The 21,726-nt window shown below is 33.5% G+C and carries 17 protein-coding genes; 5 read left to right on the forward strand and 12 right to left on the reverse strand.

Annotated features, from left to right (window positions below):
- Positions 1-456: 456 nt before the first annotated feature.
- The 5 genes from coaA to bioB all read right to left on the reverse strand — a co-directional run bounded on the left by coaA (position 457) and on the right by bioB (position 5,287).
- On the reverse strand, positions 457-1,362 hold the full coding sequence (gene coaA, locus SH09_RS15200; RefSeq protein ID WP_232155116.1) for a type I pantothenate kinase: 906 nt from the start codon (positions 1,360-1,362) through the stop codon (positions 457-459).
- 179 nt (positions 1,363-1,541) lie between these two features.
- Positions 1,542-2,273 (reverse strand): amino acid ABC transporter ATP-binding protein, encoded by a 732-nt coding sequence (locus SH09_RS15205; RefSeq protein ID WP_042740435.1) that lies wholly within the window; start codon positions 2,271-2,273, stop codon positions 1,542-1,544.
- A complete protein-coding gene (locus SH09_RS15210) occupies positions 2,270-2,989 on the reverse strand; it encodes an amino acid ABC transporter permease (protein ID WP_042740436.1) in 720 nt (239 codons plus the stop codon). Before SH09_RS15210 ends, SH09_RS15205 begins: the two co-directional genes overlap by 4 nt.
- Positions 2,973-3,773 (reverse strand): amino acid ABC transporter substrate-binding protein, encoded by an 801-nt coding sequence (locus SH09_RS15215; protein WP_042740437.1) that lies wholly within the window; start codon positions 3,771-3,773, stop codon positions 2,973-2,975. The genes SH09_RS15210 and SH09_RS15215 overlap by 17 nt, the downstream gene beginning before the upstream one ends.
- 527 nt (positions 3,774-4,300) lie before the next feature.
- Positions 4,301-5,287 carry a biotin synthase BioB gene (gene bioB / locus SH09_RS15220; protein ID WP_042740438.1) on the reverse strand — a complete coding sequence of 329 codons (987 nt, stop codon included), beginning with the start codon at positions 5,285-5,287 and terminating at the stop codon, positions 4,301-4,303.
- A gap of 267 nt (positions 5,288-5,554) precedes the next feature.
- Between bioB and SH09_RS15225 the strand changes: the two genes are divergently transcribed.
- Genes SH09_RS15225 through SH09_RS15235 form a run of 3 tightly spaced genes read left to right on the forward strand, consistent with a single transcriptional unit; the run spans position 5,555 to position 8,791 of the window.
- Positions 5,555-6,664 (forward strand): carbohydrate kinase, encoded by a 1,110-nt coding sequence (locus SH09_RS15225; RefSeq protein WP_042740439.1) that lies wholly within the window; start codon positions 5,555-5,557, stop codon positions 6,662-6,664.
- The gene (locus tag SH09_RS15230) at positions 6,648-7,559 is read left to right on the forward strand and encodes a pseudouridine-5'-phosphate glycosidase (protein ID WP_042740440.1); all 912 of its coding nucleotides are present in this window, start codon (positions 6,648-6,650) and stop codon (positions 7,557-7,559) included. Before SH09_RS15225 ends, SH09_RS15230 begins: the two co-directional genes overlap by 17 nt.
- A gap of 8 nt (positions 7,560-7,567) precedes the next feature.
- Positions 7,568-8,791, forward strand: coding sequence for a NupC/NupG family nucleoside CNT transporter (locus SH09_RS15235; RefSeq protein WP_042740441.1), 1,224 nt, complete (start codon positions 7,568-7,570; stop codon positions 8,789-8,791).
- A gap of 941 nt (positions 8,792-9,732) precedes the next feature.
- On the opposite strand, the gene nagB is transcribed toward SH09_RS15235, so the two are convergent.
- The 4 genes from nagB to SH09_RS15255 all read right to left on the reverse strand — a co-directional run bounded on the left by nagB (position 9,733) and on the right by SH09_RS15255 (position 15,938).
- Positions 9,733-10,479: a glucosamine-6-phosphate deaminase gene (gene nagB / locus SH09_RS15240; protein WP_042740442.1), complete on the reverse strand. Its 747-nt coding sequence runs from the start codon at positions 10,477-10,479 to the stop codon at positions 9,733-9,735.
- 40 nt (positions 10,480-10,519) lie between these two features.
- Positions 10,520-12,055 (reverse strand): PTS transporter subunit EIIC, encoded by a 1,536-nt coding sequence (locus SH09_RS15245; protein WP_042740443.1) that lies wholly within the window; start codon positions 12,053-12,055, stop codon positions 10,520-10,522.
- Positions 12,056-12,258: 203 nt separating this feature from the next.
- Entirely contained in the window at positions 12,259-13,290 is a 1,032-nt protein-coding gene (argF, locus tag SH09_RS15250; protein ID WP_082039251.1) for an ornithine carbamoyltransferase, read from the reverse strand.
- A 1,385-nt stretch (positions 13,291-14,675) separates the two neighbouring features.
- Positions 14,676-15,938 (reverse strand): MFS transporter, encoded by a 1,263-nt coding sequence (locus SH09_RS15255; RefSeq protein WP_042740445.1) that lies wholly within the window; start codon positions 15,936-15,938, stop codon positions 14,676-14,678.
- A gap of 438 nt (positions 15,939-16,376) precedes the next feature.
- Between SH09_RS15255 and SH09_RS15260 the strand changes: the two genes are divergently transcribed.
- Both SH09_RS15260 and SH09_RS15265 read left to right on the forward strand, forming a co-directional pair.
- Positions 16,377-17,042, forward strand: a complete 666-nt coding sequence (locus SH09_RS15260) for a hypothetical protein (RefSeq protein WP_042740446.1) — start codon at positions 16,377-16,379, stop codon at positions 17,040-17,042.
- Positions 17,043-17,241: 199 nt separating this feature from the next.
- Complete coding sequence (locus tag SH09_RS15265) at positions 17,242-18,471, forward strand: ArgE/DapE family deacylase (RefSeq protein ID WP_042740447.1); 1,230 nt, start codon at positions 17,242-17,244, stop codon at positions 18,469-18,471.
- 174 nt (positions 18,472-18,645) lie between these two features.
- On the opposite strand, the gene argB is transcribed toward SH09_RS15265, so the two are convergent.
- From argB to argC, 3 genes are read right to left on the reverse strand one after another with little or no spacing between them, the layout of a single operon-like run.
- Entirely contained in the window at positions 18,646-19,407 is a 762-nt protein-coding gene (argB, locus tag SH09_RS15270) for an acetylglutamate kinase (RefSeq protein WP_042740448.1), read from the reverse strand.
- A gap of 14 nt (positions 19,408-19,421) precedes the next feature.
- Positions 19,422-20,660 (reverse strand): bifunctional glutamate N-acetyltransferase/amino-acid acetyltransferase ArgJ, encoded by a 1,239-nt coding sequence (gene argJ / locus SH09_RS15275; protein ID WP_042740449.1) that lies wholly within the window; start codon positions 20,658-20,660, stop codon positions 19,422-19,424.
- A 19-nt stretch (positions 20,661-20,679) separates the two neighbouring features.
- Positions 20,680-21,711 (reverse strand): N-acetyl-gamma-glutamyl-phosphate reductase, encoded by a 1,032-nt coding sequence (gene argC / locus SH09_RS15280; RefSeq protein WP_042740450.1) that lies wholly within the window; start codon positions 21,709-21,711, stop codon positions 20,680-20,682.
- Positions 21,712-21,726: the final 15 nt, after the last annotated feature.

Consider the following 21,726-nt stretch of genomic DNA (forward strand, 5'->3'; position numbering starts at 1 on the left):
ATCAGCAACCTCCTTACGCCTTTATTGTAAACGCTTTCTAATAACTGTAGATGTGTAATCTCATTCGTCTTTAAATACGAAAAATTGCACATCCAATTCGAAAGTTAATTTATCGTAACATAATCCAAATAAATATTTATTATATATATGATTTCTTATTGCTCGCTACATTAAATTACATAATAAAATAGGTCTGGTACATTAGTCTTTCAGACTTAAATAAAGTCAAATTGGCTTTTGCATTCTCTTTTGTAGTAATAACATATATGAACCTCGTATTGTTTGCGAGACACCTGAGGGAGCAGGATGCGTGTCGAGACCATGGCTCGACCCAGCCCCCTAGGTAAGCGAGCAATACAATACTGCGTATCGATATAAACAACAAGCCCATCAAAGATATTTGATCTTTGATGGGCTTAATGCTCGGTAATTATGTCCCAGATTCATTGCTAATGGTTATATTTTTTGGAAATGTAAATAATCAATTTCATGGTTATGCCCCTTATGTAAGACTAAATCCGCACGTTTACGTGTCGGCATAATATTTTCTTTGATATTGATTTCATTGATTGACTGCCAAATATCTAAGGCTAAACGCTGTGTTTCTTCATAACTTAAATCTTTATATTGATAGAAATGGGATTGTTCATTTTGAAATGCTTCACTTTGTAGTTTAAAGAAACGTTGTACATACCATTGTTTCATTTGTTCAATTTCTGCATCTAAATATATTTTATAATCTAAATAATCACTGACTAATTCCTCAGAATAATTATTTGTCTGAAAAATATTTACCCCTTCGATAATTAATACATCTGGTTGATTGATAAAGTGATATGCATCTTGCAGCCTATCATATGTTAAATGAGAATAAGTATAGGTTGGTACATTCTCTTCGCCACTTTTAATTTTCTTTAAATCAGTAATGAGTTGATTTGTTTCGTAACTTTCTGGGAATCCTTTTTTAGACATTAAATCACGTTCTAACAATGTTTTCTTTGGATAAATATAGCCATCCGTCGTAATTAACTCTACTTTCCAGTTAGGATTATATGAACGCATCAGTTCTAACAACAATCTAGACATCGTACTCTTTCCTACAGAGACACCACCCGTAATACCAATAATAAATGGTATAGACTGGTTCTTAGCTAGCATATGATCTTTGACAAATGACATAAATGATTTCTCCGCTTTTACTTTCTCAGTTAAAAATTGAACAAGCGGTATGTATATATCATTGATTTCTTTATGGGTTAATTTATCATTAAGACTCACAATCTCATTTAAATCTAATTGTTCCGTTGCTATATTTTTTGAAAAGTTATTTTGTTGCCACTCGTTTCGTGTGTAATAAATCACTTTCATTATCTCCCTTTTAAGACATACGATACTTTATGTTCTGATTACATATAACACATAGCCCTATTGTACGCCGTTAATTTATATATATGATTAAGCAAATTCAAAATTATTTTATCATAATATAGAAAAACATCCTTAGCATTGGACCTAACCACTTTGCTAAGGATGTTATTATTTTAAACTTCACGTATAATATTTAAAAATCGTTGTAATTCTGCAGTTTCTGGGTGATTAAAAATTTGCTCTGGCGGACCTTGCTCAGCAATCACGCCTTCATGGATAAAGATTGTTTTATTTGATACTTCTTTAGCAAAGCGCATTTCATGTGTAACAATCACCATTGTCATACCTTCATTAGCTAAATCCTTGATAACACGTAACACCTCATTAACTAATTCTGGATCTAATGCTGATGTTGGTTCATCAAAAAGCATCACTTTCGGATTCATCGCTAAAGCACGGGCAATTGCGACACGCTGTTGTTGCCCACCAGAAAGTGCATTCGGTCGTTGGTCTTTTACAGCTGTCAGTCCAACACGTTCAAGTAATCGAAGTGCTTGTTGTTCTGCGTCTGCCTTTTTGACTTTTTTGACCGTTACAAGACCTTCCATGACATTTTCCAGTGCCGTCTTATGCGGAAATAAATTATAGTTCTGGAATACCATACCAGATTGTTTTCTAACTGCAATTTGTGACTTTTTGTCATCATTTTTATAAGACATGCCATTCACATACACGACACCTTCAGTAGGTAATTCAAGTGCATTCATCATACGTAACAAGGTTGTCTTACCAGAACCAGATCTACCAATCAACGTGACTACTTCACCTTTATCAACTGTCAAATCGATACCTTTGATTACTTCTTTATCATCGAAAGATTTTTTTATATTTTTCAATTCAATCATGAGCGGTACCCTCTTTCAAGATAAGATTCATAGAAGTTCTGTACAATTGAAATAATAAAACAAACAACCCAATACATAAGTGCCACTAAACAATAAATCGTTAAATATTCATAGGTTGTTGAGGCAACTTCTTGAGACTTTCTAAACATTTCTCCAACGAGAATAAATCCAAGTAATGATGTATCCTTGATTAAACTCAAGAATGTGTTACCTAAAGCTGGAACAGACACTCGAATTGCTTGCGGCAAAATAATACGCTGTACCGTTTGACGGTAATTCATACCAATAGAATATGCCGCTTCTGTTTGTCCTTTAGGAATAGACATAATACCACCACGAATGATTTCAGAGGCATATGCACCAACATTAAATGATAAACCGATAATAGCTGCCACGACTGGCGCTAATGTCCATTGATTGTCTGAATCATTAGTAAGTAAACGCCCTAATTCTGGAATACCGTAAAAGATAATGAATAACTGAACAATCATCGGTGTCCCACGAATGATTGAAATGTAAAAACGGGCAATTCCTCTTAGCACTTTACTAGTTGAAATACGCATGAGTGCGGTGATAAGTGCAATAATCAATCCCAATACAAAAGTAACTAATGTAATTGGAATAGAATATTTCACTAAGCCTTCTAGCATAGGTAAGAAGGCTTGTCCCGCAGCATCCAAAGCATGTTGTTGTTCATCATTAAGGTTTAGAAACATCTTCACCAAACCATTTCTTACTTATTTTTGCTAATTCACCATTATCTTTTAATTTTTTAAGTGCTTTATTCACTTTTTTAATTGTTTTGTCGTCTTCTTTTTTAGTGAACGTCAATGCTGATTGGCTCTTCTCAGCATCACCTTCAATTGCTTTTACTTTAGCATTAGGTTTTTGTTTTTTATAATCTAAATATGAAACTTTATCATTAAATGTTCCATCTACGCGATTTGATTGTAATAAATCCATCGCTTGGTTGAAACCGTCTACTTTAGTCAGTTCCGCGCCTTTTGATTTAGCTAATTTACCATAGTTAGAAGTAAATGTTTGAGCTAACTTTTTACCTTTTACATCATCAAATGACTTGATGTCTTTATTATTTTTATTTACAACCAATACTGCTTTTGAATAAGTGTATGGTTCAGAGAACTTGTATTTTTCTTTACGTTCTTTATTAATACCTACTTGGTTTGCAATAACATTAAATCGTCCTGAATCTAAACCTGCAAACATTGAGTCCCATTGTGTTTCTTTAAATTTAACTTTGTAACCCATTTCTTTTGCTACTGCTTTCATTACTTCAATATCGTAACCTGTTAATTTACCTTTTTTATCATGATAAGTGAAAGGCGCGTATGTTCCTTCCGTTCCTACTATAAATGTTTTGTCTTGGCTTACTGTTTTTGTCTTGCTGTCGCTGTTTTTCTTGTCAGAATCATTATTACCACATGCTGCTAATGCCAGCACTAATACTAATGTAATAACACTATACAAAATTTTCTTCATTTCCTAACCCCTATTCTTATTAAACTAATCGGAATAAAAGTATTCTATTCCTAAGATCGTATTTAGTCAATAACTTTTTTTACAAATATTGTAATTAATTTTTAACTACCCTTAATTACTATGAACTAACACAGATACATTTATTATCCCCTATGATTCAATTAACCATTAGTCATGTTTATTTAAGTCAATTGTATTTCTGACACTTGATAGCATTATTTCCATACTTCTTGTTCAATCCATCCTAGAATAAATAATCTATTAAAGTATTTTAGCAATAGCTACGCTGTTCGATAACCTCAAAGACAGTTAGCAGTGTATGTATATTAATTGATTCATAAGGATTTCTTGTACTCTATTCATCAATGAACCTTTAATTTTACCAACACATTAATTGTAAGACCCATATAAATAGAACATAAAAATAGACAAACTCAGTATAAAAAACGATGAGAGCTTGTCTTAATATTGGGACCAAAAGTTCCTGTTCAATTTCAGTTTTAAATCATCTTCCTAAATAATTTTAACTATTGTTGTACTTCAGGTACGAGGTTATCATAGTCAATTTCAAATCCCATATCTTTAATCATATCGAAATCCATTTTGTTTGGTTGACCACCCGTTATCAAGTAATCTCCTACGAAAATTGAATTCGCAACCATCAGTGACATCGATTGTAAGGCTCTTAAATTAACCTCTCTACCACCAGCTATTCTAATTTCTTTTGTTGGGTTAACCAGTCTAAACAATGCTAGAATACGCATACATTTCATTGGTGTTAACTCATCCATGTCACCAAACTTTGTACCTTTAATAGGGTGCAAAAAGTTAATCGGGATACTGTCTGCATCTATTTCTTTAAGCGCAAATGCCATATCAACTCTATCTTGTAAACTTTCTCCCATTCCACAAATGACCCCTGAACAAGGTGAAATATTATGTTTCTTCATTGTTTCAACTGTATCAACACGTTGTTGATATGTATGTGTCGTAACAACATTATCATGATAATTTTCACTTGTATTTAAATTGTGGTTATATCGATCCACTCCTGCATCTTTTAATTTAACTGCATGTTCATCTTTCGCAATACCCAAACAGGCACAAATTTTTAATTGTGGATGTGCTTGTTTTATATCTTTTACAGTATCAGCAATATAATCAACCTCTTTATCACTTGGCCCTCTGCCACTCATCACAATACAATATGTACCAATATTATTATCATGTGCAACTTCTGCACCTTCAGAAATCTTTTCTTTATCTACTAAACCATAGCGTGTTTTCTTTTTCATATCTCGTGATTGACCGCAGTATCCACAATCTTCCGGACAAATACCACTTTTAGCATTTAATATCATATTTAATTTAACTTTATGTCCGTAATAATGTTTACGTAACTGATATGCTTGATCCACCATTTCTAATGTATCAATAGTATTATCTGTATATATTTCATATGCTTCTGACGGCGTTAATGCGTCACCTTCTAAAATACGCTTTGCAATATTCAATCTAAATTCCCCCTATTTCAATTTATTTGATTATATCATTAATGTAAACCTATTTCATTTATAAGTTTACATTATCTAATTTAAACGTTTTTGAAAATTAAAAGCAGACATTTTTATTAATTTTTGTATAAAGTGACAAATCGAAAGAATATTTTTTACATATGTAAGCGTATACATGATATAACCCTCATGCTAATCTCGTAGTAAGCTAAACATTTGTTTAATTTGTAAACTTTTGTTTAAAAAAGCACAGAAAGGAGCACGTCAATGAATAAAAATGAGGAACAGGTCTTACAACGTATCGAAAATAATCCTTTCATATCTCAGCAAGAATTAGCTGAAGCAATAGGATTATCACGCCCTGCTGTCGCTAATATCATCTCAGGTTTAATTAAGAAAGAGTATGTTTTAGGTAAAGCCTACGTATTAAATGAAGATTATCCGATTGTCTGCATTGGAGCAGCTAATCTTGATAGAAAATTCAATGTTATCAAAGATTTACAGCCTGAAACTTCAAATCCTGTTACCTCCACTCGTTCGGTAGGTGGTGTCGCACGTAATATTGCCGAGAATTTAGGTCGTATGGGAGAAACGGTAGCGTTTCTTTCCGTCTGTGGCAATGACAGTGAATGGGATATGATTCATAAACTTTCGAGCCCATTTATGAACTTGGATCATGTACAAGCTATAGAAAGTGCCAATACCGGTTCTTATACTGCACTTATCGATGCAAACGGTAATATGCAATATGGTTTAGCAGATATGGAGGTATACAACTACATTACACCCGAATTTTTAATTAAACGTACACATCTATTAATTAAAGCAAAATGCATTGTCGTAGATTTGAATTTGGATAAAAGTGCGATGGACTTCCTATGCGCTTATTCAGAAAAGCATAATATTAAACTCGTTGTTATTCCTGTTTCTTCACCAAAAATGAAAAACATGCCGACATCATTACATGCAATTGATTGGTTGATTATTAATAGAGATGAATCAGAATCTTACTTCAATACAAGCATTACTGATGATTCTGACTTACGTAAAGTAGCTAAACGCTTTAATGATGCTGGCGTTTCAAACGTCATAATAACGAATGGGATTAAAAATTTTATCTACCGTAGCGACAGCGAAGAACACATTAAATCAGTAATTAAGTCAAATCGTGTTGTCGATGTAACTGGTGCTGGGGATTCCTTTTCAAGTGCAGTTATTTTTAGTTGGATACACCATTTTGACATCGATACTATTTTAACTGCCGGAATGGTAAATGCCTTAAAAACAATTGAAACGCAATACACAGTTAGACAAAACTTAGATAAACAACAATTACTTAGAGACGTGGAGGATTTTAAACATGGAACAATATATTGAATTTTCACAAGAAGTTACAACCGCTAAACAACAAGGAAAACCAATTGTCGCACTAGAATCAACGATTATCTCACATGGCATGCCTTATCCACAAAACGTGAAAATGGCAAAAACAGTTGAAGATATTATTAGAAAGGAAGGTGCCATCCCAGCAACAATAGCTATAATAGACGGCAAAATAAAAATCGGACTAGAAGAAGATGAACTAGAATTACTTGCTTCAAGCTCAGAAGTTATTAAAGTGTCACGCAGAGATTTAGCCGAAACCATTGCTACTAACAGAATCGGTGCAACCACTGTAGCTTCAACAATGATTTGTGCTGAATTAGCTGGCATACAATTTTTCGTGACGGGAGGTATCGGAGGTGTCCACCAAGGTGTTGAACACACAATGGATATTTCCGCTGATTTAGAGGAGCTCGCACAAACCAATGTGACGGTAATTTGTTCTGGAGCTAAATCTATACTCGATTTACCTAAGACAATGGAATATTTAGAAACTAAAGGTGTCCCCGTTATTGGATATCAAACTGCAGAATTACCAGCATTTTTCACACGTGAAAGTGGCATTAAATTAAATAGCACTGCAGCTGATGTTCACAGTATCGCTAATATTTGTCATACAAAAAACACATTAAAGTTATCAGGTGGCATCGTTGTAGCTAATCCTGTACCAACCGAACATGCACTAGATAAAGATTATATAAATAACATTATCAGTCAAGCTGTAAAGCAAGCTGAAGAACAAGGTGTAACAGGAAAAGATTCGACACCATTCTTATTAAAATACATCGTAGAGCAAACAAATGGTAAAAGTTTAGAAACTAATATCAAATTAGTAGAAAACAACGCATTTGTCGGAGCACAAATTGCTGTTGCCTTTAATAAATTGTAGGTGATTAAATGTCCATACTGTTTACCATTACAGGTATCTTATTTGCACTGTTGATTGCATTTCTATTTAGTTTCAATAAAAAAGCTATTGATTTTAAAAAACCGTTTATAATGATAATTATTCAAGTCTTACTCGTATTATTTATGATGCATACGACGATAGGCTTAACTATATTAACTACACTAGGGTCGTTTTTCGAAGGTTTAATTAAAATCAGTAACGCTGGTATAAACTTTGTTTTTGGTGATTTGCAAAATAACAACGGTTCGACATTTTTCTTAAATGTATTGCTACCATTAGTATTTATTTCTGTGTTAATCGGGATATTAAATCATTTTAAAATATTACCTTTTATTATCAAATATGTAGGTTATCTTATCAATAAAATAACACGTATGGGTCGTTTGGAAAGTTACTTTGCTATATCAACATCTATGTTAGGCCAGCCAGAAGTATTTTTAACAATTAAAGAAATGATTCCTAAATTATCACGCGCTAAACTTTATACAATTTCAACTTCAGCAATGAGTGCAGTAAGTATGGCGATGTTAGGTTCATATATGCAAATGCTCGAACCAAAATTCGTTGTCACTGCTGTTATGCTCAATATCTTTAGTGCACTAATAGTAGCTAGTATCATCAATCCTTATCCCACTTCAAATCAGGAAGATGATCTTTCACACATGAAAAATTTAGAACTGAGTGCTGGTTCAAACGAAACTACAGTAAATAAAGCAAAGCGGACGCCATTTTTCCAAATGATTGGTGATAGTGCGATAGATGGCTTTAAAATTGCTATCACTGTCGCGATTATGCTGTTAGCTTTTATATCATTAATGGAAGCTATAACACTTATTTTTCACTTAATCGGCTTAAACTTTAAGCAACTTATTGGTTATATATTTGCACCTATCGCCTTTATTATTGGTGTACCTTGGAGCGAAGCTGTTCAAGCTGGTTCCATTATGGCAACTAAATTAATTACGAATGAATTTGTAGCGATGCTAGATTTTCAAAAAATAGCGGACGAACTATCCACACGTACACAGGGTATTATTTCTGTTTATCTAATCAGCTTTGCGAACTTTGGGACTGTGGGTATAATAGTTGGTGCAATAAAAGGTATCAATAGTGACCAAGGCAATAAAGTTGCCTCATTCGCACTAAGATTATTATTAGGTGCCACACTTGCTTCTATAATTTCCGCATCTATGATTGGCTTAGTTCTATAGAAAATGCACCTCCCCATTGCATTTGATCAAAGTTAATATATCATGGCAACTATAAAGCGGATTATATACTGGTAATAGTGAGGTTACAGAGATAATAAATATACTTACTCAAAATAATTCTAGAATATCAATTCCAGTAAAAAGCCCTCAGATGATTGAATTTATCTGAGGGTTATTTTTATTTAATATTACGTATTATTGGCTCGCTTTCCTAGGGGACAGCTTCAGCCTGTAGTCTTCCGCTTGTCCTGTTCCCTCAGGAGTCTCGCCAAAATACGGTTTAATAAAATATGCATTTACAATGAAATACTTTAGGATTTCCATATTAAATGTATCCTACTTGTATTTGGATATAACAACTATAATGTTAACCATTATATGTTTAATACTTTATCTACTAGCTTTTTATTCAATACTTCGTACTGTGGGCTCGCTTTCCTAGGGGACAGCTTCAGCCTGTAGTCTTCCGCTCGTCCTGTTCCCTCAGGAGTCTCGCCAAAACACTATTTAATAAATTATGGATTTACAATGAAATACTTTAAAGTTTCCGGATTAAATGTATCCTGCTTGTGTTTGGTTATAACATCTATAATGTTAGCCATTATATGTTTAATTCCTTATCTACTAGCTTTTTATTCAATACTTCGTATTGTTGGCTCGCTTTCCTAGGGGACAGCTTCAGCCTGTAGTCTTCCGCTCGTCCTGTTCCCTAAGGAGTCTCGCCAAAACACTGTTTAATAAAATATGGATTTACAATGAAATACTTTAAAGTTTCCGGATTAAATGTACGCTAATTCTATGATATTATTACGACCAATCTCGCTGCTTCGCCACGTGCTAAACGATCGAAACCTTCATTATAACTTCTAGTGCAATAGTATCTGTTAGTAATTCATCAACAGGTAAACAATGCCCAAAACTAAGCCTAGAAATCGTATCTCTTATCTATGATCCCCATTTGATTCACCAAAGTACACTGCATCGTCAACAATGATTTCGACATTAGGGTGTGTTTGCAATATAGACGCTGGCAATGCTTCTGTAACATCGCACGTTAATAATTGTTGGATAATCGTATGCTTTGAGGCACCTAAAGCGAGTAAAATAATACGACGCGCTTGCATAATTGATGCTATACCCATAGATATTGCTTGTTTCGGTACGCAGTTTTTATTGTCAAAATGTATACTATTAGCATTGATGGTTGAATCACTTAAATCCACTACTCTCGTTATGCTGTCGAATGATGCACCTGGTTCGTTAAAGCCGATATGACCATTTTCACCTATACCTAGAATTTGTATGTCGACAGGTCCATATTTATTTAAATGTTGTTCATAAGCCTGACACTCTGCTTTAACATCTTTACTGATACCATTCGGAATAAATATATGCTTTTCATCCCATGTATCATTATATTTAAATAATTGCTGTCTCATATAAGTATGATAACTTTGAGGATGTGATGCATTTAAACCAACATACTCGTCTAAATTAAATGTTTTTACATTTTTTAAATTTAATTTATTGGCTGAAATTAAAGTATTTAAATTACGATAAACCTCTAACATTGTATTACCTGTTGCAAGCCCCAATACTGCAGCTGAATTATTATCTATCACCTTAAACAATTCAGTAGCTACATATTGGCTAGCTAGTGTTGCATTTTTCATATTAATTATCTTCATCTCTATTTCCTTCGCTTTCTATAGTAAAATTATATAATTATTAATTAAGTCCTAATAACTGTTCAAGTTCATTTTTAATATTTGTAACATGTGGTCCATAGATAATTTGTACGCCCTTCCCCTTTATGATTACGCCTTTAGCACCTGTAGACATTAGCATTTGTTTATTTACGAGTTCATTCCTATTTAATGTGATTCGTAATCGAGTCGCGCAACAATCAACAGTTGTAATATTCTCTGAGCCACCTAGTCCTTCAACAATTGTCGTTGACCTTTGTGAATCTGCGACTATTTCTGTGGTTGGTTCGTCTTCTCGTCCTGGTGTTTTATAATTAAACTTAATTATTAAGAATTTAAAAATGACATAATAGAGAAAGAACCACAATATACCAATAGGCAATACTAGTAAGAAATTAGTTTTAGCATTTCCTTGCAATACACCAAACAGTAAATAATCAATCAATCCACCACTGAATGTTTGTCCAACTGTAATATTAAAAATATCTGCCATCATAAATGCTAGCCCATCTAAAAATGCATGAATAATATATAAAACGGGTGCCACAAATAAAAAACTAAACTCTAACGGCTCTGTTATGCCAGTTAAAAATGAAGTCAATGCAGCTGACAACATTAAACCACCGACGACTTTTTTACGTTCTGTTTTAGCTGTACGATATATCGCAAATGCTGCTCCACACAAACCAAACATCATCGTAATAAAACGCCCTGACATATAACGAGATATCCCTGAAAAGTACTGAGTGACATGCGGATCACCTAATTGTGCAAAGAAAATATTTTGCGTCCCTTGAATTAAATGCCCTTTCACTTCTAATGTACCTCCTAGTGCCGTCTGCCAAAATGGTAAATAAAAAATATGATGTAAACCGAATGGACCTAACATACGCAGTATAAAACCGAAAAAGAATGTACCAATCACTCCTGTTTTATCTACGATTCCTCCGACTTGATATATGCCTTCTTGAATTGTTGGCCACACAAAGAACATCAAGACACCTAAGATTATTGCAGATAATGAGGTTATTATAGGTACGAAGCGTGAGCCTCCAAAGAATCCTAGATATGTTGGCAATGAGATATTATTACATTTGTTATGTAACAATGCCGTCATAACTCCAGTAATAATCCCACCAAACACTCCAGTTTCAACTGTTTGTATACCTAGCACCATCCCCTGACCAGAAGATATTAAATTTTGATCATTCGCTAATGTGTTAGTAATGGTCAATAATCCATTCATAGTCGCATTCATAATTAAGAAACCTAACATTGCTGCCAGTGCAGCAGTACCTTTATCGTTCTTGGCAAGTCCAATCGCCACACCTACCGCGAAGATAACTGCTAAATTTTGAAAGACAATATTGCCTGCAGATGACATTAATGTGAAAGCATTTTGCAGTAATGTGATATCTAACATTGGATACGCCTTTACCGTATTTGGATTACTCAATGCGCCTCCAATCCCCAGTAGTAATCCTGCTGCTGGTAATATTGCTATTGGCAACATAAATGACTTTCCAAATTGTTGTGCTTTCTCAAACCATTTACTCATAACAAGAACCCCCTATCGCTTTTAATATACATTCAAAGAAAATTCTAATCAATTAAAATTCTATTTATGAAAAACATTTTCAAAACTAACTATAATTCATTCAATCTTTTTAATTCACTAAAAAAACTACCAAGGTCATTGTGACCTTGGTAGCCTTTATTTCACGCTCTTGTTGCCTACTGAACGTGTGTTGGTTTTAAATTTTAGAATATATCTCCAAGTGTAACGGACATAATCGCTTTAATAGAATGTAATCTATTTTCAGCTTGATCGAATACAACGGAATGTTTTCCTTGGAATACGTCATCAGTCATTTCCATTTCTGTTAAACCATATGTTTCATAGATTTGTTGACTGACTTCCGTATTTAAATCATGAAATGCAGGTAAGCAATGTAACACGATGACATCTGGATTCATTGTTTGCAATAACATAGATTCATTCACTTGATATGGTAATAATTGATTGATACGTGTTTCTAACACGGATTGATCTTCACCCATTGAAAACCATACATCTGTATATATTGCATCAGTTTGATATATTGCTTGTTTGACATCTTCAGTGATTAATATATGACTTCCAGATTGCTCTGCATATGCCTGAGCCATTTCTTGTATGGATTCATCAGGCTGTAAACTAACTGGGGCTGCAATATGGACATTGACACCAAGTATTGCACCCGTAACTAATAAATCATGTGCCACATTATTTCTCGCATCGCCAACATACGTGAGCGTTTTGCCTGATAATGTGCCTAAATTTTCCTTTAAAGTAAAGAAATCAGCAATCATTTGCGTAGGATGCCATTCATTTGTTAAGCCATTCCAAACAGGTACATTTGCATTCTCTGCTAATGATTCAACATCCTTTTGGTGAAATCCTCTAAATTCAATACCATCATACATTCTGCCTAACACTTTTGCTGTATCAGCAGTAGATTCTTTTACACCTAAATGAATGTCACCTTGTCCAAAATATTCAGGATAAGCGCCTAAATCATATGCAGCGACACTAAATGCTGAACGTGTTCTCGTTGAGGGCTTTTCAAATAATAATGCCAGATTTTTTCCTTTTAAATATGGATGTGGTATACCCCTCTTTTTCTTTTCCTTTAATTCACCAGTAAAATCAACCAACGTGTTTAATTCATCTGCTGAAAAGTCACACGTCTTCAAAAAATGCTTTCCTTTAAAAGATTGTAATTTTTTTAATGCTGTTGTGTACGCCCCAATTACATCACTCCAATGTTATTATAAGATTAATATACATAATAAAGGTATTTTGCATGAAAATCAAGTATAATTATACTGTTTTGTGCATATTGTTGGAAATTTTCCGATTTATCTATCTTTTTTTATATAATACAGACTAGTTTATTATTTTGATTTATACAGTTATGTAATATAACTAAGCAATTAGGAATTGAATTAAAAACAATATCTACACTTTAGCACTCCAAATAACGAATTAAGGACTATTTAATCACAAAATAAATAAACATATTACAATATATGTATAACCCCTTATTAATGGAGGTGAAACGATATGTCAGGTGTAATTATTGAATTAATTAAACAACTGTTATCACAATTTGTCTCTGGTGGGTTCCAATAATCCAAATATCCCAATAACAATCCACCTACTATTTTATATTCATCAACCTTACCTTTCTAAAAATTGAATAGTATATCTATATCCCAAATGAATTAGAAATCACCTATCCCAATGGATACTATTTTTGCCTTTAAAAAGGTCAATCAATTTTATGGTTGATTGACCCAACCGTCGACAAACACTCAGTCATTGTCGACGGTTTTTTTATTTTTAATGTTTTGGTGTATGATATTCTCTATCCGCACAATATATGTATATGACTATAGGTCTATACACTTAACCAATAGTCAATTACTTACTATCATTCACTTATTTCTAACTCAACTAAGTACTGTATTTATTACTAGGATAAACTATCTATTCTCATATAAATCTATCCCCTAAAAAAGCGAGCCAATAATGCGAAATATTGAATAAAAATAGCCAGTAATTAAGGGAATATACATTTGCAAACACAAACAAAACCCATTAAATTTCGAGGATGTTAATGTACATTAGTATTTTAATGTACATTTATAATGCTTTAACCACTATGTTGGCAAGACTTCTAAGAGAATAGGACAAGCTGAAGACTACAGGCCAAAGCTGTCCCCCTAGAAAGCGAGCCAACAATACGAAATATTGAACTAAAAGCTAGTAGATAAGGTATTAAACATTTAATAGTTAACATTATTGATTTTATATTCCAACACAAATTCAAAAAGATAATTGTACTGTTCTTTTTAATATATAGTCATATTTTATTAAATTGTGTTTTGGCGAGACTCCTGAGGGAACAGGACAAGCTGAAGACTACAGGCTGAAGCTGTCCCCTAGGAAAGCGAGCCAATAATACGTAATATTGAATAAAAAAAGAAACACTCAGATAAATTGAAATCAATTATCTGAGTGCTATCTTCCGGAATTCATGTTCTATATGCTTACTTGAACAAAAATAAAATCGAATTTCATAATGATGGTAAATAATAAAGTATCTTATTTTTAAATATGCATTTTCTATACATTACTCAACGATTTCTTTTTTTCTGCTTTTAAGTCGTTCGCGTTCTTCTGGTGTTTTTAAGAAACGGGTCATAATTGCACTTGCGATATATAAACCGAACAATAGGTACATCATACCCTTAACGCCAATACTGTCGTAGAAGAGCGCCACTAATCCTGGTCCTACGAATACGCATAAACCTGCGCCTAAGTTTAATATTGCCATTGCCGGACCTTTATCACCATCATGCACTAAGGAAGGAACTAGTGCTGAAATTGGTACAAAGCCTGCTAGACACATTCCCCATAAGAATCCTACAGTACCAACTACGAAGACATTGCCTGTAAACAATTCAGGTATAAAATATAATCCTAATGTGAAGATTGCACATCCAATACCACCGATATAAGAAACTGTATTTTTCCAACCAATCTTGTCACTTAAAGCACCAAAAATTAAATTAAATATGATATTCGCTATAAAAATAGTACCCCAAATATTTAACCATGTCGTCGTCGCAATTCCTTTACTTGCTAAATAAATTGGTAAAAATAACGGAAATGCATATTGTGCCGCTTGGTTGATAATACGTACAATACAAGCAACAGCAACTCTTGGTTCTCTTGCCAATATAGTAATGCCTGCTCCTACCTCTTTTAAGTGATCTTTAAATCCTTCTTCTCGATCTTCGAGTTCAAATTTATCTCTATTCACAACAATAGCTAAAAATGTACCGATGACTACCCAAATAATTGCCGTCCATAAAGTAACAAAATGACCAAATAGTTGAATCGCCATAGAAGAATAAAAGGCACCTAGCACACTCAAACCACCTGTAAATACAAACCAGAACCACCCAACTGCAGCACCTAATCGTTTTTGTGGCGAGCGATAAGCTACCCAGACTAAAAATGAATATGCAAATAACGGATAACCAAATCCTCTAATTGCATAAGAAGGAATCATTAAATTATAATTCATTGACGGAATTGCAATACCAACAAATATTGCATGTCCGATAATATATAGAGATGTACCAATCAACATAACCTTTCTAGGTCCTATGATTTCAACGAGCACTCCAGACAACCATGAGCCAATTGCAATTGTTACGCCGTAGCATGTCGTTAACAATGCAGTTTGTTGTACAGATAAACCTTGCTCATGAAGATATGGACTGATCCAAGCCAATTCCAAACCATCACCCATCATAAATATTAAGACACCAATATATCCCCATAAAAGCGTCGGAGGCATCCCCATTTTTGCTAATTTTTGATTCATAAAACACCACACCCCTTTAAAAGTAAATACCATATCATCGAAATTGAATTACATATAAATACAAATTTGAAAATATGATTAATTCCCAAATGCAGTTACTAACAAGACAGAAAACGCTTTCATTTATTAATGTTATGTTATTTCATTTTTTCTAATAATGCAAATTTATTTTCGTTTATTTTCACATTTTTTCGTTTATAATTATTATCGGTCCTTATGGCGAGCCATTTTAAATAATCATAGCAACACTAATAGCAATGTTGTATGCGTTATCAGTAAGATATAATATTTACTCATTAATTTACAATATCTCCTAAAATTAATTTATTTGTACAAAATAAATTCTTAATAATATCATCTTATTTATTATTCTGTTACAGTACAGATAAAATTAGAATCATATATTGTTTAAACTTAAGGGAATGGATGGGGGATCCTATGAAATTTGAACAAATTACTTTATTTACATCAAATTTTTCTGAAACAATGCAATTTTATGATGAAATACTAGAATGTCCTATGTTAGAAGTTAATGTTGATTATTTTAAGGTGAAAATTGGGGAAACTACTTTATGTTTTCAACGTACGGAAGATAATATGCAGCCTTATTATCATTTTGCGATAGATATTCCATATAATTATTTTTATGAGATGAAACAACATTTTCAAAACATCTTATTCTTATTAATGGAAGATGGTAAACACTCTGTCTATTGTGAATCATTTGTTGCACAATCTATGTATTTCAATGATCCGTCAGGAAATATTGTCGAATTGATTGCTAGAGCAAGCAACATCACAGACGAACCAGAATTTACTAGAGTAAGTGAAATGAGCTTTGTATGTAACGATCTAGACACATTATATCCTGCATTATTGAACTATAATGTCACTGTACATAATGGGGAACCGTTCAATTCCAATCAGTTGAATTTCATTGGCGACATGAATGATGAAAGTTATCTATTGTTAACACCAGAACAAAGAAAGTGGTTATTTTCTGATAAACTATCACAGGCTCATCCGCTGACAATCCGAACTGATCAATTCGAATTATCCTATGCCATTGATAACAATTGGATATTAGAGCCAGTATCAAAGTAAATGCTATACCACAATAATGCCAACTATCTTTTCTCTTAATATACGTATTTTAACCACAACGCTATTGATATTTTAATCTTAAAAATTAATAAATTATATCATCTTATATATAATTTGCATTTTAATTGTAAGCATTTTTCTTATCAAAATAATAAGACAGATGTATAATTTATATAGTTTGTTAAAGGAGTGGTATATTATGAGCACATTTTCAAATGAGGAAAAAGTGCAAATATTATCTGATATTGTGGAAATGAATACAGTAAACGATAATGAAATTCAAGTTTGTGAGTATTTTCAAAAACTTTTCGCCGAACATGGCATCGATTCAACAATTGATAAAGTAGACGAACGTCGTGCCAATTTAATTGCAGAAATCGGTGAGGCTGGACCTGTAATTGGCATTTCTGGTCACATGGATGTCGTATCTGAAGGCGATCGTCAACAATGGAAATATGATCCATTTAAGTTAACTGAGGAAGACGGTTTCTTATATGGTCGCGGTGCTGCTGATATGAAATCAGGACTTGCAGCATTAGCAATTGCTTTAATCGAGATTAACAACTCAAATGCCTTAAAAAATGGACGTATTAGATTTTTAGCTACAACTGGTGAAGAGATGGAACAATTAGGTTCTCAACAGTTATACGAAAAAGGCTATATGGATGATGTAGAAGCTTTAGTTATTGCAGAACCATGTCAAGATATGCTCGTATATGCGCATAAGGGTTCTATGGATTATAAAATTAAATCTATTGGTAAATCTGCACATAGTTCAATGCCAATTTTTGGTATCAATGCAATTAAGCCTTTAATTGATTTTATACAAGATATAGATGAAGCATATGCTAGAATTTCTAAAGAAGTTAAAGGTGAATCATTAGATTTTTCTAATCTGCTACAAAAATTCAATACATCATTACCTGCATCAATCGACAAAGGTGAAATTGAAGATGTATTAAAAGGTCTTGTAATCAGCAATACATTAATCCAAGGTGGCGTACAAGTTAACTCTGTACCAGAGTCTGCTAATGCTGACTTTAATATTCGTACAATTCCTGAGTATAATAATGATCAGGTTAAATCATTATTTGCAGATACACTTGAAAAACATAACAGCCAAGGTGCAAATTTGGAAAGTGATTTATACCTTGATCTAGAACCAGTTCTAACAACTGGTCAAAATGGCCTTATCGAATCGGCCAAAGCAATCGGTGATCGCATGTTCAATAAAGATTTACTTGCATCTCCAATTGGTGGCGTAACAGATGCTTCTAATTTATTACGTGGTAAAGATGAATCTTTCCCATTCCTAGTGTTTGGACCTGGAAGTGAACCTCACCAAGTAAATGAACGCGTTGAAAAAGACATGTACTTTAAATTCATCGATTTCTACATTGAATTATTAACTACTTATGTCGAAAAATAATCATCAATATACCATAAGATTATAATTCTAAAATTGTTTGTAAGCTTGAATTATAATCACCAGTATTACACTAAAAAACAGTTCGAGATAACATATGTATATGCCACTGCCTTTGAGGCATGGTAACAATGCATATTGTCTCGAACTGTTTTTTATCTGCAACTGTTCAGATATTTATTGTTGTATCGTAGTACCTACGTTCCCACTATTTAAAATTTTGTCAATTACATGGGGTTCGTCTCCTGCTGCAATTACAACCTTCTCGCATCCTTGTTCAATTGCTTGAATTGCATCTTGTACTTTAGGAATCATACCTCCATATATTGCTTCACTATCAATATGATTCTGAATTTGCTCAGCATTTAACGTCTGTTGTACCTGTGCTTCAATGAGTACACCTGGAATATCACTCAACAAATAGATAGGTGCAGATAATGTCTGTGCAATTTTATATGCAAATGTATCTGCATTGATATTGTATAATTGCTGAGTATCATGCTTCATGCCAATAGATGCTATAACTGGTATAAAATGATCAGTTATATGTTCTAACAGTTCTGTATTTATATCTGTAGGTTCACCAACAAATCCATATTTTTCACTTAATGGAATGATATCAACGAGATTACCATCTATCCCATTTAAGCCAACACTTACAGCAGTATTTTGATTTATTTTACTGACTAATTGTGGATTAACCTGTCCAATTAATGTTTGGCAAGTGACAGTTAACACTTCACTCGTCGTTACACGTAAACCATCTTGAAATTCTGTTGCTACACCATTGTTCTCTAATGCCTTATTGATAAACGGTCCTCCACCGTGTACAATGATTGGTCTTAACCCCTGTTGTTTCAATGTTACAATATCTTCGATAATAGATTCATGTAAATGCGTTAAGGTGCTACCACCAATTTTTATTATGATATAACTCACTATCTATACACCCCTTATGTTCTATATGAAGCATTTATACGTATATAATCATATGATAGGTCACAACCATAGGCTGCAGCTTCTCCATCGCCAGTACCTACAGTCGCTTCTATTTCAATATTGTCACCTTGAAGTTGTTCTTTTAAATATTGTTCATCAAATAAAACTGCCATACCTTCTTCAACAACTGGAACCTCAGCTAACTTGACATATGTTTCACTTGGTTCAACATTTTGTGAAGCATAACCTATGGCTGTAATAATTCTACCGAAATTTGCATCTTCGCCATGTATCGCTGATTTAACTAAATTAGATGATACAATGCTTTTAGCAATCTTTCTCGCTTCATCTGTATCTGCTGCTCCATTAACCTTTGCAGTAACTAATTTGGTTGCACCTTCTCCATCTTTTGCAATAGCTTTAGCAAGGTACTGTGTTACAAAATTTAATGCATAATTAAATTTATGCCAATCTGGATGTGTCGGTGTGAGGGTATTATTTTCAGCTTGACCATTCGCCATAAACAACACCATATCATTTGTACTCGTATCACCATCTACAGTAATCATATTAAATGATTGATCGACAGACTGTTTTAATGTGTTTGATAATTCCATACTTTCAATATTGGCATCAGTTGTGACAAAGCCTAACATTGTAGCCATATTTGGATGTATCATACCTGAGCCCTTTGCTGTCCCACCTATTGTTATTGTTTTACCATCTATTTCTACTTGTACTGATAAATGCTTGGTAATAGTGTCTGTCGTAAGAATGGCTTCGCTAAAATAGGCTCCATGATTATACTCATCTTTCATTACATTCTGCGTTCCATAATGAATTTTATCCATTGGTAAAAAGGAACCTATAACGCCTGTAGATGCTACACCTACATTATGTGTTGGTAAATCTAACTGTTGTGCAACCCATGCTTGTGTGTCTTTAGCGTCTTGTAATCCCTTTTCACCTGTACAAGCATTCGCATTTGCTGAATTAACAACGATTGCTTGCAACGTTTGATTATTATTAATACATGCTTCTGTAACTTGTAATGGTGCTGCCTTAAAACGATTTAATGTATAAACACCTGCTGCTGCCGCTTCATTTTCTGAATAAATCCAACCAAAATCTTTGCGTTGCTTTCTCAAACCAACATGGAAACCACCAGCTACAAAACCGGACGGAGAACTAACATCACCTTGTAAGTCTACATTTAGTTGATCTAATATATCAATTGTTTTAATATCTTTCATAGTATCTCTCCTTCTCAATTTATGGGTATACTGGTGTTTGTTTTAATCCAGTTGTTTCTGGCAATCCAAACATTAAATTCAAATTTTGAATCGCTTGTCCGCTTGCACCTTTTACTAAGTTATCAATTACAGATACAATAACTGCTGTTTGCTGCGTCTCATCTACATATAGACCGATATCGCAATAGTTACTTCCGTAAACTTCTTTAGTCTTAGGATATTCTCCTAAGTCTCTAACTCTGACAAACGGCTTGTCTTTATAATATTTCTCATATACTGTATGCAGTTGCTCAGCTGAAAATGCTTCAGTTAATTTCACATATATTGTTGACAGAATCCCTCTAGTCATAGGAACGAGGTGTGGCGTGAATATAACATTAATATCTTTCTCAGCAACTTGAGATAAATATTGTTCAATTTCAGGTTTATGTTTATGTTTGCCTATACCATATGCACTAAAATTTTCATTCATTTCGGAATAGTGGACATTTTGTGAGAGTGATCTTCCTGCACCTGAAACACCAGTTTTAGCATCGATAATAATCGAATTTGTATCGACCACTCGTCGATCGATAACTGGATGCAAAGCTAACAATGTCGCTGTTGGGAAACATCCAGGATTCGCAATCAAATTAGGAACCGTCTGTTTGATATTAGACCATTCAGCAATACTATAAGCTGCATCATCCAGTTGTTCCTGTGGTGCTGCTTCTTCACCATAAAATTGCTGATATACATCTCTATCCTTCAATCTGAAATCTCCAGATAAATCAATGACTTTAATTCCTTGTTTTACTAACTTCGGAGCTATATGTTTACTAACATTTGAAGGTGTTGCAAAAAACACTACATCACATGATATCGTTTCATAATTTAGTTCTTCGTAATGATGTGTTAAGTGATTTAAGTGAGGAAATGTTTTGCTTATGGGTTCATCTGCCTTTGAATGTGAAAACACATATTTAATTTTAACTTCTGGATGATGTACTAAGAGTCGAATGAGTTCGACTGCACCATATCCACTTCCTCCTACAATCCCAACTTCTATCATAACGTTCATTCCTTT

Origin of the sequence: Staphylococcus gallinarum (assembly GCF_000875895.1) — a bacterium.
Classification (GTDB): domain Bacteria; phylum Bacillota; class Bacilli; order Staphylococcales; family Staphylococcaceae; genus Staphylococcus; species Staphylococcus gallinarum.